At 66.0% G+C, this 13,869-nt stretch carries 14 protein-coding genes; 13 read left to right on the forward strand and 1 reads right to left on the reverse strand.

The window, feature by feature from the left end:
- Positions 1-3 precede the first annotated feature (3 nt).
- Positions 4-264, forward strand: a complete 261-nt coding sequence (locus tag AC1D34_RS04800; RefSeq protein ID WP_476823631.1) for a hypothetical protein — start codon at positions 4-6, stop codon at positions 262-264.
- A gap of 46 nt (positions 265-310) precedes the next feature.
- Here AC1D34_RS04800 and AC1D34_RS04805 read toward each other — a convergent pair whose 3' ends face one another.
- A complete protein-coding gene (locus AC1D34_RS04805; RefSeq protein WP_441491746.1) occupies positions 311-862 on the reverse strand; it encodes a flavin reductase family protein in 552 nt (183 codons plus the stop codon).
- A 261-nt stretch (positions 863-1,123) separates the two neighbouring features.
- Here AC1D34_RS04805 and kdpF point away from each other — a divergent pair, with 261 nt between their 5' ends.
- The 12 genes from kdpF (at position 1,124) to cysG (ending at position 13,756) form a co-directional block, all read left to right on the forward strand.
- Positions 1,124-1,210 carry a K(+)-transporting ATPase subunit F gene (kdpF, locus tag AC1D34_RS04810; protein ID WP_069880828.1) on the forward strand — a complete coding sequence of 29 codons (87 nt, stop codon included), beginning with the start codon at positions 1,124-1,126 and terminating at the stop codon, positions 1,208-1,210.
- Positions 1,211-1,236: 26 nt separating this feature from the next.
- On the forward strand, positions 1,237-2,946 hold the full coding sequence (gene kdpA, locus AC1D34_RS04815; protein WP_441491685.1) for a potassium-transporting ATPase subunit KdpA: 1,710 nt from the start codon (positions 1,237-1,239) through the stop codon (positions 2,944-2,946).
- A 20-nt stretch (positions 2,947-2,966) separates the two neighbouring features.
- A complete protein-coding gene (gene kdpB / locus AC1D34_RS04820) occupies positions 2,967-5,003 on the forward strand; it encodes a potassium-transporting ATPase subunit KdpB (RefSeq protein WP_476823632.1) in 2,037 nt (678 codons plus the stop codon).
- Positions 5,004-5,026: 23 nt separating this feature from the next.
- Positions 5,027-5,620 (forward strand): potassium-transporting ATPase subunit KdpC, encoded by a 594-nt coding sequence (gene kdpC / locus AC1D34_RS04825; RefSeq protein ID WP_476823633.1) that lies wholly within the window; start codon positions 5,027-5,029, stop codon positions 5,618-5,620.
- Between the two features lie 10 nt (positions 5,621-5,630).
- Entirely contained in the window at positions 5,631-8,345 is a 2,715-nt protein-coding gene (locus tag AC1D34_RS04830; RefSeq protein ID WP_441491688.1) for a DUF4118 domain-containing protein, read from the forward strand.
- On the forward strand, positions 8,342-9,037 hold the full coding sequence (locus AC1D34_RS04835; protein ID WP_441491689.1) for a response regulator: 696 nt from the start codon (positions 8,342-8,344) through the stop codon (positions 9,035-9,037). The genes AC1D34_RS04830 and AC1D34_RS04835 overlap by 4 nt, the downstream gene beginning before the upstream one ends.
- Before the next feature lie 178 nt (positions 9,038-9,215).
- A complete protein-coding gene (locus AC1D34_RS04840) occupies positions 9,216-9,530 on the forward strand; it encodes a 2Fe-2S iron-sulfur cluster-binding protein (RefSeq protein ID WP_441491690.1) in 315 nt (104 codons plus the stop codon).
- Positions 9,530-9,886 (forward strand): DUF2849 domain-containing protein, encoded by a 357-nt coding sequence (locus AC1D34_RS04845; RefSeq protein WP_441491691.1) that lies wholly within the window; start codon positions 9,530-9,532, stop codon positions 9,884-9,886. Before AC1D34_RS04840 ends, AC1D34_RS04845 begins: the two co-directional genes overlap by 1 nt.
- A 3-nt stretch (positions 9,887-9,889) precedes the next feature.
- Positions 9,890-11,560 (forward strand): nitrite/sulfite reductase, encoded by a 1,671-nt coding sequence (locus AC1D34_RS04850; RefSeq protein ID WP_476823634.1) that lies wholly within the window; start codon positions 9,890-9,892, stop codon positions 11,558-11,560.
- Positions 11,547-12,056, forward strand: a complete 510-nt coding sequence (locus AC1D34_RS04855) for a DUF934 domain-containing protein (protein WP_441491693.1) — start codon at positions 11,547-11,549, stop codon at positions 12,054-12,056. Before AC1D34_RS04850 ends, AC1D34_RS04855 begins: the two co-directional genes overlap by 14 nt.
- A 75-nt stretch (positions 12,057-12,131) precedes the next feature.
- Positions 12,132-12,299, forward strand: a complete 168-nt coding sequence (locus AC1D34_RS04860; protein WP_176733396.1) for a hypothetical protein — start codon at positions 12,132-12,134, stop codon at positions 12,297-12,299.
- On the forward strand, positions 12,296-13,756 hold the full coding sequence (gene cysG / locus AC1D34_RS04865; protein ID WP_476823635.1) for a siroheme synthase CysG: 1,461 nt from the start codon (positions 12,296-12,298) through the stop codon (positions 13,754-13,756). The genes AC1D34_RS04860 and cysG overlap by 4 nt, the downstream gene beginning before the upstream one ends.
- Positions 13,757-13,869: the final 113 nt, after the last annotated feature.

Consider the following 13,869-nt stretch of genomic DNA (forward strand, 5'->3'; position numbering starts at 1 on the left):
ATCATGAAGAGAGCCTCGTTACTCGCCATGGTGTTGATCTCCGGCGGCCTCGCTGCCTGCCAAACCATCACTGCGGCAGAACAGCGTAGCGCCGACGAAGTGCGTTGCCGATCCTATGGCTTCCGGTCAGGCACCGACGCATTTGCCAAATGCCTGCTCGACGTCGATTTGGCACGCTCGGCTGCACGCCTCTATCGCTTCGAACAAGCAGGAGGGCCCGGGTGGGGCTATTATCCCTATGGGGGACGCCCCTTGTACTGGTGAGTGCTGCTTCGAGCCCCCTGCACACGCGGCGCGGCGTGCGTTGGGCCTAGCCCTGGAACTGCTTCCACAGCACCATGCGCTCGCGCAGGTCGATGATCTTGCCATCGACCGCAAAGGTACCGTCGCCGCGATGATGCAGGGTCCGGCGTTCCTTCCGTTCCGGGTCAACCCAGATCCGCACGGCTTCGAGAATGAAGAGATTGTAGCGCTCGATCATACTCCGATCGGCAACGCGGCACTCGATATTGGCGAGGCATTGGCCGATCAACGGCGCCGTGACGTCCTTCGCGGGCCTGGCAGTGAGCCGGAAGCGCTTGAACTTGTCGATCTCACCGCCCGAGCAATTGCCGATATCGACCGCCTTCCTGGCTAGGTCGACGGTCGGGATCGCTATCACGCACTCGCCGCTCGCGCGCAGCGCCTTGTAGCTGTGATCCCACGGGCCGATGATGCAGCCGATCAACGGTGGCGCATGCTGCATCACCATGTGGAAACCCATGGTCATGACGTTCGGCCGCCCCTCGTCCGATGTCGTGACGAGAACGATCGGTCCGGCCTCAAGCAGGCGATAGGCCTTTGATGCCGGCATCTCCTGAATGGTCATGACCATCGCTCCGCGGGCCCCTGCAAGGCCCAACGCCAGTGACCAGCGAAAGATCGTTGCTGCAGGCGATCTTTATGGAACCCTTATGCCTCTCCCCTGCCTTTCCCCTCGACCCCTTACTGCCCCAGGCACCACATCTCCGGTCTAACCTGACTGGAGATTGGCCATGGCCGACATCGTCTTCATTGCGCTCGGGCTCGGAGCCTTCGGGCTCTTCGCGGCCTATGCTGCGCAGTTGCGCAAGGTCTGACGACCATGGCGCTCACCTGGCTTTACGGGGCCGCGGCGCTTGGGCTCGCGGTCTACATGGTCGCTGCGCTGCTGCGCCCCGACCGCTTCTGACACAGCTTTCATAAAGGAGACCTCGCATGGACTGGCGGGGCTGGGCCGAGATCGTTTTCACGATCGCGCTGACTGTGGCCGTGGGTTGGCCACTTGGAATCTTCATGGCTCGCGTCTGGGCGGGCGAACGAACCTGGCTCGATCCGGTGCTGAAACCGGTCGAAGCCGTGGCCTATGCAGCCTTCGGCGTCGACCGCAGCCGGCAGCAAGGGTGGTTCGGCTATGCCGGCGCGCTGATTGCCTTCAGCGCCGCCGGGTTTGCGCTGCTCTACGGGCTGCTGCGCCTTCAGGGCGTGCTGCCGCTCAATCCGCAAGGCTTTGACGGGCTGTCGCCGCACCTCGCCTTCAACACCGCCGTCAGCTTCGTCACCAACACGAACTGGCAGTCCTATGGCGGCGAGACAACGATGAGCAATCTCAGCCAGATGGCTGGGCTCACCGTGCAGAATTTCGTCTCGGCCGGCGCTGGCCTCGCGGTCGCCGCTGCATTGTCGCGCGCCTTCGCGACGGATCGCGGCGAGGGCCTCGGCAATTTCTGGGTCGATCTGACCCGTTCGGTCCTCTACGTCCTGCTTCCGCTGTCCATCGTCACGGCCCTCGCGCTGGTCGCGGCCGGTGTGCCGCAGACACTGCTCGCCAATGTCGAGGCTTCGACCGTCGAAGGCGCGAAGCAGGTGATCTCGCTGTTCCCGACCGCGAGCCAGGAAGCCATCAAGCAATGGGGCACCAATGGCGGCGGCATCTTCAACGTCAACTCGGCGCACCCGCTCGAGAATCCGACTCCGCTGACCAACCTGATCGAGGTGGTTTCACTGAACGCGCTCGCCTTCGGCACGGTCATCGCCTTTGGCCGTGTCGCCGGTGCACGCCGCGAGGCGCGCGCGCTGATTGCGGTCATGGCGATCCTCGTCGGCGTCGCGGCCTCGGCCATCTACGCGTCCGAGACGCTGACGCCGCAGCCGGCAATGATCGCCGCTGGCATCCCCGATGCCTCCGCCAACATGGAAGGCAAGGAAGTCCGCTTCGGCGCCGCCACGTCGGCCATGTGGGCCGCCCAGACCACGGGTGCCTCGAACGGCTCGGTCAATTCCATGCATGGCAGCTACATGCCGCTCGGAGGCGGCGTTGCGATGTTCCTGATGCAGCTCGGCGAGATTCTGCCCGGCGGCGTCGGTTCCGGCCTTTACGGCATGGTGGTGATGGCGCTGCTCGCGGTCTTCGTCGCCGGCCTGATGGTCGGGCGCACACCGGAATATCTCGGCAAGAAGGTGGAGGCACGTGAGATCAAGTTCGCGATGCTGGCGGTGCTCATCCTGCCTCTCTCGATCCTCGGCTTCTCCGCAATCGCTGCGGTGCTGCCGGTCGCGCTCGAGGGACTGCTCAACAAGGGGCCGCGCGGTCTGACCGAAATCCTCTACGCCTACTCCTCGGCGACGGGAAACAACGGCTCGGCCTATGCCGGCCTGACCGCCAATGCGCCCTGGTGGAACACCACGCTCGGCATCGCGATGCTGCTCGGCCGCTTCGCCTATGCCATTCCGGTGCTCGCCATCGCGGGCGCCATCGCGGCCAAGCCGAAACTCCAGCCCACCGCCGGCACTTTGCCTTCTGACAGCCCGCTCTTCGTCGGCCTGCTGATCGGCATCATCCTGATCCTGGGTGGCCTGCAATTCTTCCCGGCGCTCGCGCTCGGACCAATCGTCGAGCACTTCCAGGTGCTTGCGGCGGCTCGTTGAGCCGACAAAGGAAAGCTTCCATGAGTATGTCCTTCGTCAAATCCTCCAGCTTCGATCAGGGCGTCGTGCTGACGGCGTTGAAGAGCGCCTTCGTCAAGCTCGACCCGCGCAAGCTCACCGGAAATCCCGTGATCCTGGCCACGGAGGTCGTCGCGGCGCTCGCGACGGTTTCCGCCGCGGTCGCCCTTTCCACCGGCGCTCCTGCCGGATTTTCGATCCAGATCGCGGCCTGGCTCTGGCTCACCGTGCTCTTCGCCAATTTTGCCGAGAGCATTGCCGAGGGGCGTGGCAAGGCGGCGGCGGATTCGCTTCGTGCCGCCCGCGTCACCACCAAGGCCAAGCTGATCATCGACCCTGAGCGGAATGCGATGATCCCGACCCCGGCCCACAAGCTCGTTCCGGGCGATCTCGTGCTGGTCGAGGCCGGCGATGTGATCCCGGCCGATGGCGAGATCGTCGAGGGTGTCGCGTCGGTCAACGAGGCCGCGATCACCGGCGAGTCCGCTCCGGTGATCCGGGAGAGCGGCGGCGACCGCTCGGCCGTCACCGGTGGCACCACGGTGGTCTCCGACTGGATCAAGATGAAGGTCACGTCGCAGCCGGGCTCCTCCTTCCTCGATCGCATGATCGCGATGGTGGAAGGCGCCGACAGGCGCAAGACACCCAACGAGCTCGCGCTTGCCGTGCTGCTCGCCGGCCTGACGCTGGTCTTCCTGGTGGCCGTCGTCACGCTGACCGGCCTTGGTGCCTTCTCGGGCATCTCGCTCGATCCCATGGTGCTCGGTGCGCTCTTCGTCACGCTGATCCCGACCACGATCGGCGGATTGCTCAGCGCGGTCGGCATCGCGGGCATGGACCGGCTGCTCAAGGTCAACGTGCTCGCGACCTCCGGGCGCGCAGTCGAAGCCGCGGGCGACATCGACACGCTGCTGCTCGACAAGACCGGCACGATCACCTTCGGCAACCGCATGGCGGTCGAGGTCATCCCGGCGCCGGGCGTTCGCCCGGACAATGCGCTGCGCGCCGCGCTCATGGCCTCTCTCGCCGACGAGACCCCCGAGGGCCGCTCGATCGTCGAGCTGGCGCGGGAGCAAGGCATTACCGCCAGCATTCCGGACCATGCGACCGCGATCGCGTTCAGCGCGACGACGCGTCAGTCGGGCCTCGACGATAACGGGCAGTCCTGGCGCAAGGGCGCTGTCGATGCCGTGCTGACCATGCTCGATCTGCGCGACGGCCAGGTTCCGACCGAGATGCGCCACGCGGTCGACCGCATCGCCCGCTCGGGCGGTACGCCGCTCGCGGTCAGCGAGAACGGTGCGCTGGTTGGCGTCATCCACCTCAAGGATGTGGTGAAGCCTGGCGTCAAGGATCGCTTCGCCGATCTTCGCCGCATGGGTGTGCGCACCGTGATGATAACCGGCGACAATCCCGTTACCGCTGCGGCCATCGCCTCCGAAGCCGGCGTCGACGATTTTCTCGCCGAGGCAACGCCGGAAGACAAGCTGCGCATGATCCGCACCGAGCAGGCCAAGGGCCGTCTCGTCGCGATGTGCGGCGACGGCGCCAATGACGCCCCGGCGCTCGCGCAGGCCGATGTCGGTGTCGCCATGCAGACCGGTGCGYAGGCCGCCCGCGAGGCTGGCAATATGGTCGATCTCGACAGCGATCCGACCAAGGTCCTGGAGATCGTCGAGGTCGGCAAGCAGCTCCTGATCACGCGTGGAGCACTGACCACCTTCTCGATCGCCAACGACGTCGCCAAATATTTCGCGATCATCCCGGCCCTGTTCGTGGCCGCGCTGCCGGCCTTGGGCGCCCTCAACGTCATGGGGCTCACGAGCCCGCACAGCGCCATCCTCTCTGCCGTGATCTTCAACGCGCTGGTCATCATCGCGTTGATCCCGCTGGCCCTGCGCGGCGTGCGCTATCGCGCCATCGGCGCCGCCAAGCTGCTTTCGCGCAACCTCACCCTCTATGGCATCGGCGGGCTGATCGCGCCCTTCGTCGGCATCAAGCTGATCGACATAATCGTCACAGCCCTGAAGCTCGCCTGACGCCGCGGACAAGGAGCACCACCATGTTGTCCCATCTTCGTCCCGCCATCGCCTCGATGGTGTTCTTCACCCTCCTCCTCGGCCTCGCCTATCCGCTCGGCGTGACCGGTATCGCCGGCGCGGCCTTCCCGTCCCAGGCCGGCGGTTCTCTGATCCGCAATACCCAAGGCGAGATCGTCGGTTCGCAGTGGATCGGCCAGAACTTCAAGGGCGACGCCTATCTGCGTCCTCGCCCCTCCGCCGCCGGCAAGGACGGTTATGATGCCGCCGGTTCGTCGGGCTCGAATTTAGGCCCCTTGAACGAGGACCTCGCTGCGCGGATCAAGGCCGATGCCGACGCGCTGCGGGAGGCGGACGGGAAGAGTTCCCTCCCGGCCGATGCGGTTACCGCTTCCGCTTCGGGTCTGGATCCCCATATCTCGCCGGAGAACGCGGCCCGCCAGGTCGCTCGCATCGCCAAAACCCGCGGCATCGCCCCGGACGAGGTTGCGGCGATCATCGCAGCGAACACGCAGGAGCCGACCTTCGGCTTTCTCGGTCGCTCGCGTGTAAACGTGCTGACCGCGAATCTCGCCCTCGACGCGCGTTATCCGAAGCCGCAAGCTAAGGTGCCATGAGCCCAGAGTTATGACTGCAGACGAGACCAGATTCCGGGAGCAGGGACGCCCCGATCCCGATGCCCTTCTGGCGCAGGCCGGCCGCAAACGCGGCCGGCTCAAGATTTTTCTGGGCATGGCTCCAGGYGTCGGCAAGACCTACGAGATGCTGTCCCAGGGCCGCCGCGCCCAGGCCGAGCATGGCGAGGTCCTTGTCGGCGTGGTCGAGACCCATGGGAGGCGGGAGACAGAGGCCCTGCTCGACGGTCTCGAGGTCATGGCGCGCCGACCGATCGAGCATCGCGGCCGGACCTTGCTGGAATTCGACCTCGATGCGGCGCTGGCCGTCAAACCGCGCCTCCTGCTCGTCGACGAATATGCCCATTCCAACGCTCCCGGCAGCCGCCACCCGAAACGCTGGCAGGATGTCGAGGAACTGCTCGAATCCGGTATCGACATCTGGACGACGCTGAATGTCCAGCATCTGGAGAGCCTCGTCGACGTGGTCTGGAAGATCACCGGCGTGCGCCAGCGTGAAACGGTGCCGGACAGCGTCCTCAGCCGGGCGGACGAGATCGAGCTGATCGATATCACCCCGACCGAACTGCGCCAGCGCATGGCAGAGGGCAAAGTCTATCTGCCCGAGACGGCGCGGCTCGCCGCCGACAATTTCTTCAAGCCCGAGAACCTGACTGCGCTGCGCGAACTGGCCTTGCGCCGCGCCGCCCAGACCGTTGATGACCAGCTCAGCCAGGCGATGAAGCGTGCCGGCGTCGAAGGCCCCTGGGCGGCCGGCGAGCGCATCCTGGTCCTGATCGGGCCGGACGCCATGGCGAGTTCGCTGGTGCGCGCGGGACGGCGCCTCTCCGACATGATGATGGACGCGCCCTGGACGGTGGCGCATGTCGAGCGACCGAACCGCGTCGAGCCGGATTCCGCTCGCGGCCGCAGCCTGTCGGAAGCGCTCAAGCTCGCAGAACAGCTCGGCGCAGCCAATGTCGTGCTGACAGGCGACGATCTCGTCGCCACCGTGCTGGACTATGCCAGGCGCAACAACGTCACCCAGATCGTCGTCGGCAAGTCGCACCGCCGGGGCTGGCGCGCCTGGTTCCACCGGTCGCTGGCACCAGCCCTGCTCGAGGCACAGAACGGCGCGGCGCTGCACATCATCACCGAGAGCGCGTCCGGGCCTGCCGTCCCGTCGTCCCCAGTTCCGAAGCGCGCGCTGCAATGGGGCGGCCACCTCGCCTCCGCTGCGCTGGTCGGTGGCACGATCCTTATCGGGGAGATGATCCAGAACCGTGTCGAGAATGCCAATCTCGCCATGCTGTTCATGGTCAGCGTGCTGATATCGGGACTCGCATTCGGTCTCTGGCCAGCCGTCACGGCCGCAGCCTTCGCCGCGGTTGCCTATAATTTCTTCTTCCTCGAGCCGCTGCTGAGCTTTTGGATCGGCCATCCAGCGGATGTCCTGACATTCCTCGTCTTCTTCGCGGTGGCGATGACGACGGGTGGCCTGACGGGTCGGGTTCGCGATCAGGCCAGGGCGACGGCGCGACGAGCCTCGGCGATCACCGCATTGCTCGCCGCGAGCCGGCGGCTGTCGGGAGCCGCGCGCAAGGAGGATGCAGCCACGATCCTGGCCGAGCAGCTTTCGGCCGCGACGTCCGGCAAAATCGTCGTCTTCCTGCCGCATGGCGAGGAAATCGCCGCGGCGGCCGGAGCGCCTGCGCTCGAGGCGCTCAGCACAGCAGACATGACCGCGGCGCGCTGGACCTGGACGCGCGGCGAGCCTGCCGGCGCCGGCACCGGCACCTTGCCCAATGCTGCCTGGACATTCCGCGCGCTGCAGGGCGTGCGCTCGCGCTCGGGCGTCGTCGGATTCGAACCGCAAGCGCTGCTCGATGCCGAGAACGAACGCTTCGCGCTGGCGCTGCTCGATCAGGGGGCTATCGCGCTGGAGCGGGCCGAACTGGCCGCCGCGGCCGTCGATGCCGAGGCGCTCCGCCGCAGTGATCGGCTGCGCTCGGCGCTGCTCAACTCCGTCAGCCATGATCTGCGCACGCCGCTGGCGACGGTGCTCGGATCGGCGACGACGCTGATCGACTTCGGCAAGACGGTCGAGCCCGCGGTGCGCGACGACCTGCTGCTCTCGATCCGCGAGGAGGCCGAAAGGCTCAATCGTTATGTCGGCGATCTGCTCGACATGTCGCGGCTGGAAGGCGGAGCGCTGGTGACGCGCCGCGACTGGACGGATGTGCGCGACGTGATCGCGGCTGCGATCGAGCGCGTCTCGCGCCGCCTCGATCACCGCCGCGTCCAGCGCGATTTTCCCGCTGCGCTTTCGGCCGTACGGGCCGACCCCGGCCTGCTCGAGCAGGCTCTGGTCAACATCCTGGAAAATGCCATCACCTATAGCGAGGACGGTTCGCTGATCGAGACGGCGGCCTATGAGGACAGGGGCAATGTCGTGATCTCGATCGAGGATGAAGGTCGCGGTATCCCCACTGCCGAGCTGGAACGCGTCTTCGAGAAGTTCCGCAGGCTCGAGGAATCGACCGACCGTGGCGGGGAACGCGGCAAGGGCGCCGGCCTCGGCCTCGCCATCTCCAAGGGCTTCGTCGAGGCGATGGGCGGGCGGATCGCAGCCGCGAGCCCGATCCAGGACCGTCCGGACGGAACACCCGGCGGCACCCGCATCCTGATCAGCTTGCGCAAGGACAGCGCGCCCGGAGTCACGACATGACAGCCTTTCGCCCTCGTATCCTCGTCATCGACGATGAACCTCAGATCCATCGCTTCCTGGCTCCGGCGCTCGATGCCGCCGGTTACGAGCCGGTTCGCGCCGATGACGCCGCAGCCGGCCTGCGCGAGCTTGCACGAAAGCCGCCGGATGCGGTGGTGCTCGATCTCGGTCTGCCCGACATGGACGGCAAGGAGGCGCTGGCCAAGGCGCGGGCCTTTTATGACGGCCCGGTGATCATCCTCTCGGCGCGGGATCGCGAGACCGAGAAGATCGATGCGCTCGATGCCGGTGCCGATGACTATGTCGAAAAGCCGTTCGGGGTCGGCGAATTGCTGGCACGGCTGCGCGTGGCGCTGCGTCACCGCATCGAGCGTCAGGGTGCGGACGCGGTGATCCGCTCGGGTGCCGTCGAGATCGATCTCGTCAATCGACGCGTCAGCCGCGACGGTACGCATGTGAAGCTGTCACCAAAGGAATATGACCTGCTCGCCTCGCTCGCCGGCGGCAATGGCCGGGTACTGACCCATCGCCAGATCCTCACTGCCGTCTGGGGGCCGGCACATGAGCACGATGTGCAGTATCTCCGCGTCTTCGTCGGTCAGCTCCGCCAGAAGCTCGAGCAGGACCCGACGAGCCCGAAGCTGATCGAGACCGAACCCGGCGTCGGTTACCGGCTCGGCGGACTGGTCTAGCGTCATCTTGGCGGTGAGAGGATTATTTCGCCCCCGCCCCTTCTGCAGCTGCGGCAAAGACAAATATCCTCCTTTTCCACGGGAATAAGAAAAAACACGCTACCAAACGTGAATTGAACCCACCGCTGCGCTGCCGTATTTGAGATGTTCGGAATAGCGAACAAGGTGAGCGCTGAAGGTGGCCATTCTCAACGTCATCGACCGGCAGGGTCAGCCGCATGARCTCGAGGCCGTCGAAGGCTGGCGGGTCATGGAAATCCTGCGCGACTATCGCGTCGGGATCGAAGGCGTCTGCGGCGGTTCCTGCGATTGCGCCACCTGCCATGTCATCGTCTCGCCGGAATGGGCCGAGCGCCTGCCCGAGCCGCGCGAGGACGAGATCGACGCACTCGATACGCTGCCGCTGATTGAACGGACCTCCCGGCTCTCGTGCCAGATCATCTGGTCCGATGATCTCGACGGCCTGACGCTGACCCTGGCGGAGGCTGCGTGATGGCCGCTGCCCCCAAGCGCCCGCCTCTTCCGGCAATCCTTCTCGCCAATGATCTGCTTGATGGCGATGTCGTTTTCGCTTCGGTTGCTGCCGCCGGTGCGCTCGCCTGGACGCGCGATCCCGCGCTTGCGCTGGTCGCAGCCGACGATGCGGCAGCGGCGCGGCTGGAGGCCTATGCCGTCAGCGAATTCGCAGCCCAGCATGTCGTCGATGCCTACCTCGTCGATGTCGCGATCGAGGCCGGCGGGCCGGTGCCACGGCATTATCGCGAACGCATGAAGACGCTCGGACCGAGCAACCGTCCCGATCTCGGCAAGCAGGCCGGGGACGGTATCGCAGCCGAGCGGAGGGCCTGAGACATGTATCGCTACGATGAATTCGATGCGCGCTTCGTCCGCGAGCGGGTCGCCCAGTTCCGGGATCAGGTCGGCCGCCGGCTCAATGGTTCGCTGACCGAGGACGAGTTCAAGCCGCTGCGGCTGAAGAACGGTGTCTACCTGCAGCTCCACGCCTATATGCTGCGCATTGCGGTGCCTTACGGCACGCTGTCTTCGCGCCAATTGCGCCAGCTCGCCCTGATCGGCGAACGCTATGACCGCGGCTATGGCCATTTCACCACGCGCCAGAACCTGCAGTTCAACTGGCCGAAACTGCGTGACATCCCGGAGATCCTGGATCTCCTTGCCGAGGTCGAGATGCATTGCATCCAGACCTCGGGCAACTGCATCCGCAATGTCACGGCCGATCATTTCGCCGGCGTCGCGCAGGACGAGATCGAGGACCCGCGCCCGACCGCCGAACTGATCCGGCAATGGTCGAGCCTGCATCCCGAGTTCAGCTACCTGCCGCGCAAGTTCAAGATCGCGGTGACAGGGGCCGAGCATGACCGGGCCGTGATCAAGGCGCATGACATCGGCCTGCGCCTGCGGCGGCACCCGGACACCAATGCCATCTCCTATGAGGTCAGTGTCGGCGGCGGTCTCGGCCGCGCGCCGATGATCGGCAAGGTGGTGCGCGACTATCTGCCCAAGGCCGACCTCCTCGCCTATCTCGAGGCGATCATGCGGGTCTATAATCTCGAAGGCCGCCGCGACAACAAGTACAAGGCTCGGGTCAAGATCCTGGTCCACGAGATTGGCGCCGAGGAATTCACGCGGCGCGTCGAGGAGGAGTTCGCACGGCTCGACGGTCCCTCCGTCAATGCCGACCCGGCGGAAGTCGCACGCATCGCCGCCTATTTCGCTCCGCCAACCTACGAGGCCCTGCCCGCCGTCAGCCGCGTGCTGGAAGCGACCAAGGCCACCAATCCGGCCTTCGCGCGCTGGGTKGAGGTCAACACAGCTCCGCACAAGGCCCCTGGCTATGCAGCGCTGACCATTTCGCTGAAGCCGATAGGCCAGGCGCCGGGCGACGCGACCTCTGAGCAGATGCGGCTCGTCGCCGACCTGGCCGAGCAGTATTCGCATGACGAACTGCGCGTCACCCATGCGCAGAACCTCGTCCTGCCGCATGTGCGCCAACGCGATCTCTTTGCGATCTGGCAGAAACTCGGCGAAGCGGGCCTGGCCTCCGCCAATGTCGGGATGATCACCGACATCATCTCCTGCCCCGGGCTCGATTATTGCGCGCTGGCGACAGCGCGCTCGATCCCGATCGCCCAGGCCATCCAGCATCGCTTCGCGGATGCCGAGCGTCAGCGCCAGATCGGAGAGCTGAACATCAAGATCTCCGGCTGCATCAATGCCTGCGGCCACCACCATGTCGGCCATATCGGCATTCTCGGCCTGGAGAAGCGCGGCATCGAATCCTACCAGATCACGCTCGGTGGCGACGCAACCGAGAACGCGGCCATCGGCGAGATTCTGGGCCCAGGCCTTGCCGCCGAGGACGTGCCCGATGCGATCGAACGCATCGTCAATGTTTATGTCGAGACGCGCCAGGCGAACGAGAGCTTTATCGATGCCGTCCGCCGGCTCGGCCTTGGACCTTTCAAAGCCGCTTTCCAGGAGACCGCCCATGCTGTTGCTTGATCGCTCCGGCACCAAGACGGATGTCTGGACGCGCAGCGAAGGGGCTGCCATCGACAACCTCTCGCATGCCCTCGTCGACTGGGAGGCTTTGCCGGACGCGCTGCGGCAGAAAGCCCGTGACCAGCGCATCGGCGTGAGCGTGCCCAATCATATCCGGATCGCCGAACTCAAGCTTGTCCTCCGGCAGCTCTCGCTGGTGAGCGTTGCCTTCCCGGCCTTCTCGGACGGGCGCGGCTTCAGCCTGGCCAAGCTCATTCGCAACCACGGCTTCACCGGAACCCTGCGCGCCAGCGGCCCCTTGATCGCCGACCAGTTCGCCTATGCGCTCTCATGCGGCTTCGACGAGATCGAACTGCCGGAGACCAGTGCAGCGCGCCAGCCGGTCGATCAATGGCTGAGCGCGGCCGGCCGGATCAGCCATGGCTATCAGCGCGGCTACGGCGACGGCCGCAACATTCTCGACCAGCGGCGCGCGGCCCGCGCTGCGGCAGGTTGATTCATGGCCAGGTTCTCGCAGAGCGAGGCAGGCTGCCAGCGCGCCCGCGAGGGTGAGGATTTGAGGGAGGACTGCATGGACGGCGACCTGTTGCGCGCGATTCCGCCTCGCCCCTATGAACGCTGGTTCGATATTTGCTTTCGGCTTATCATCCTTGCGCTTGCCGGATTCTGGTTGTTGATGCCGCCGGCTGGCGCACCGGATCGGCCGGTCGACCTGAAGGCGGCAGAAACCACGCGATGACGCAAAGAGCGCCCGAACCGACGACTGCGCGCCGCATCGAGCGGCTGGCAACGTTGCCGCTGTTCCACAAGCTGGACGGGCGCAAGGTCTTGCTGGCGGGCACGGGCGAAGGTGCGCTCTGGAAGGCCGAGCTGCTCGCGGCGTCTGGAGCCGRTCTCCTCATTCTTGCGGGTGTGGAGACGGACCTGTTCGACAGTCTCGTCGCTGACCCGCCTGCTGCCGGGATCACCCTGTACAGCCGCCACTGGCAGCCGGGCGACTTCGATGGCGCGGCGCTGGCCATCGGCGAGATCGAAGAGGACGAGGAGGCACACGCCTTCGCGGCCGCCGCACGGCAGGCCGGCGTGCCGGTCAACGTCGTCGACAAGCCGGAATTCTGTGACTTCGCCTTTGGGTCGGTCGTGAATCGGTCCCCGCTGATCGTCGCGATCTCGACCGACGGCGCCTCGCCCGTTTTTGGCCAGACCATCCGTACCAAGATCGAAGCCCTGCTTCCCGCCGGTCTCAAGGACTGGGCGCAGGCCGCCAAGGAGTGGCGGCCTGCAGTTCAGGCCCGCGACCTGCCCTTCGCGCTGCGTCGTGCCTTCTGGGAGAAATTCACCCGCCGCGCCATGGCGGAACCGGAACGCGCGCCGCAATCCCACGACGAAGCGGAGCTCTTTACCGAACTCGACCGTCTCGAGAGCGGCCATCAGGGCATCGGCAGGGTCACGCTCGTCGGCGCTGGCCCCGGCGATCCGGAATTGCTGACCCTGAAGGCGATCCGCGCGCTGCAGAGCGCCGACATCATCCTCTATGACGACCTCGTCTCCGCGGGCGTGCTGGAATTCGCCCGCCGGGAGGCCAAACGCATGCTGGTCGGCAAGACCGGCTATGGTCCCTCCGTCAAGCAGGACGACATCAACACGCTGATCGTTTCGCTCGCGAGCCACGGCAAGCATGTCGTGCGGCTGAAGGGCGGCGATCCCGGCATTTTCGGCCGCGCCGGCGAGGAGATCGAAGCCTGCGCCCGGGCCGGTATTCCCGTCGTCATGGTGCCCGGCATCTCGGCGGCTCAGGGGGCGGCGGCATCACTCGGCCTCTCCCTGACCCACCGCGACCATGCCAGGCGGTTGCAGTTCGTGACCGGCCATGCCCGCACGGGGACGCTGCCCGAGGATCTCGACTGGCGAGCTCTTGCCGATCCTCATGCGACGACCGTGATCTATATGGCGCGGAACACCCTGGCCGCCTTCCGCGAGCAGGCGATTGCCGCTGGTCTCGCCCCCGAGACGCCGGCGATCGCAGTGGTCGCCGCGACGCAGCCCGGCGAAGCGCGTTTGCGCGCAACGATCGCCACCCTGCCGGAGCGGCTTGGCGAGCTGCCGCCCAAAGGGCCGCTGCTTGTGCTGATCGGACGCGCGCTCGAAGGTGTTGCAGCCGAGGCGCTCGATCTGCAGACTCTGCGCAGCGCCTGACCGGCCGATCGAATCGGCGGACGCCCGATATGCGGGTTTGTGTCCGGCCTCGCCTGAACGACGCGATTGCCGCATCTGCCTTGGAACGCCTTGAAAGGAGAGACGTTTTCTCC

The sequence above is a fragment of the Allobosea sp. P1_A7 genome (assembly GCF_056406775.1).

Coding starts and splice junctions, on each gene's coding strand:
- AC1D34_RS04800 (WP_476823631.1), top strand. CDS start 4: ATGAAGAGAGCCTCGTTACTCGCCATGGTGTTGATCTCCGGCGGCCTC.
- kdpF (WP_069880828.1), top strand. CDS start 1,124: ATGGCGCTCACCTGGCTTTACGGGGCCGCGGCGCTTGGGCTCGCGGTC.
- kdpA (WP_441491685.1), top strand. CDS start 1,237: ATGGACTGGCGGGGCTGGGCCGAGATCGTTTTCACGATCGCGCTGACT.
- kdpC (WP_476823633.1), top strand. CDS start 5,027: ATGTTGTCCCATCTTCGTCCCGCCATCGCCTCGATGGTGTTCTTCACC.
- AC1D34_RS04835 (WP_441491689.1), top strand. CDS start 8,342: ATGACAGCCTTTCGCCCTCGTATCCTCGTCATCGACGATGAACCTCAG.
- AC1D34_RS04845 (WP_441491691.1), top strand. CDS start 9,530: ATGGCCGCTGCCCCCAAGCGCCCGCCTCTTCCGGCAATCCTTCTCGCC.
- AC1D34_RS04855 (WP_441491693.1), top strand. CDS start 11,547: ATGCTGTTGCTTGATCGCTCCGGCACCAAGACGGATGTCTGGACGCGC.
- AC1D34_RS04860 (WP_176733396.1), top strand. CDS start 12,132: ATGGACGGCGACCTGTTGCGCGCGATTCCGCCTCGCCCCTATGAACGC.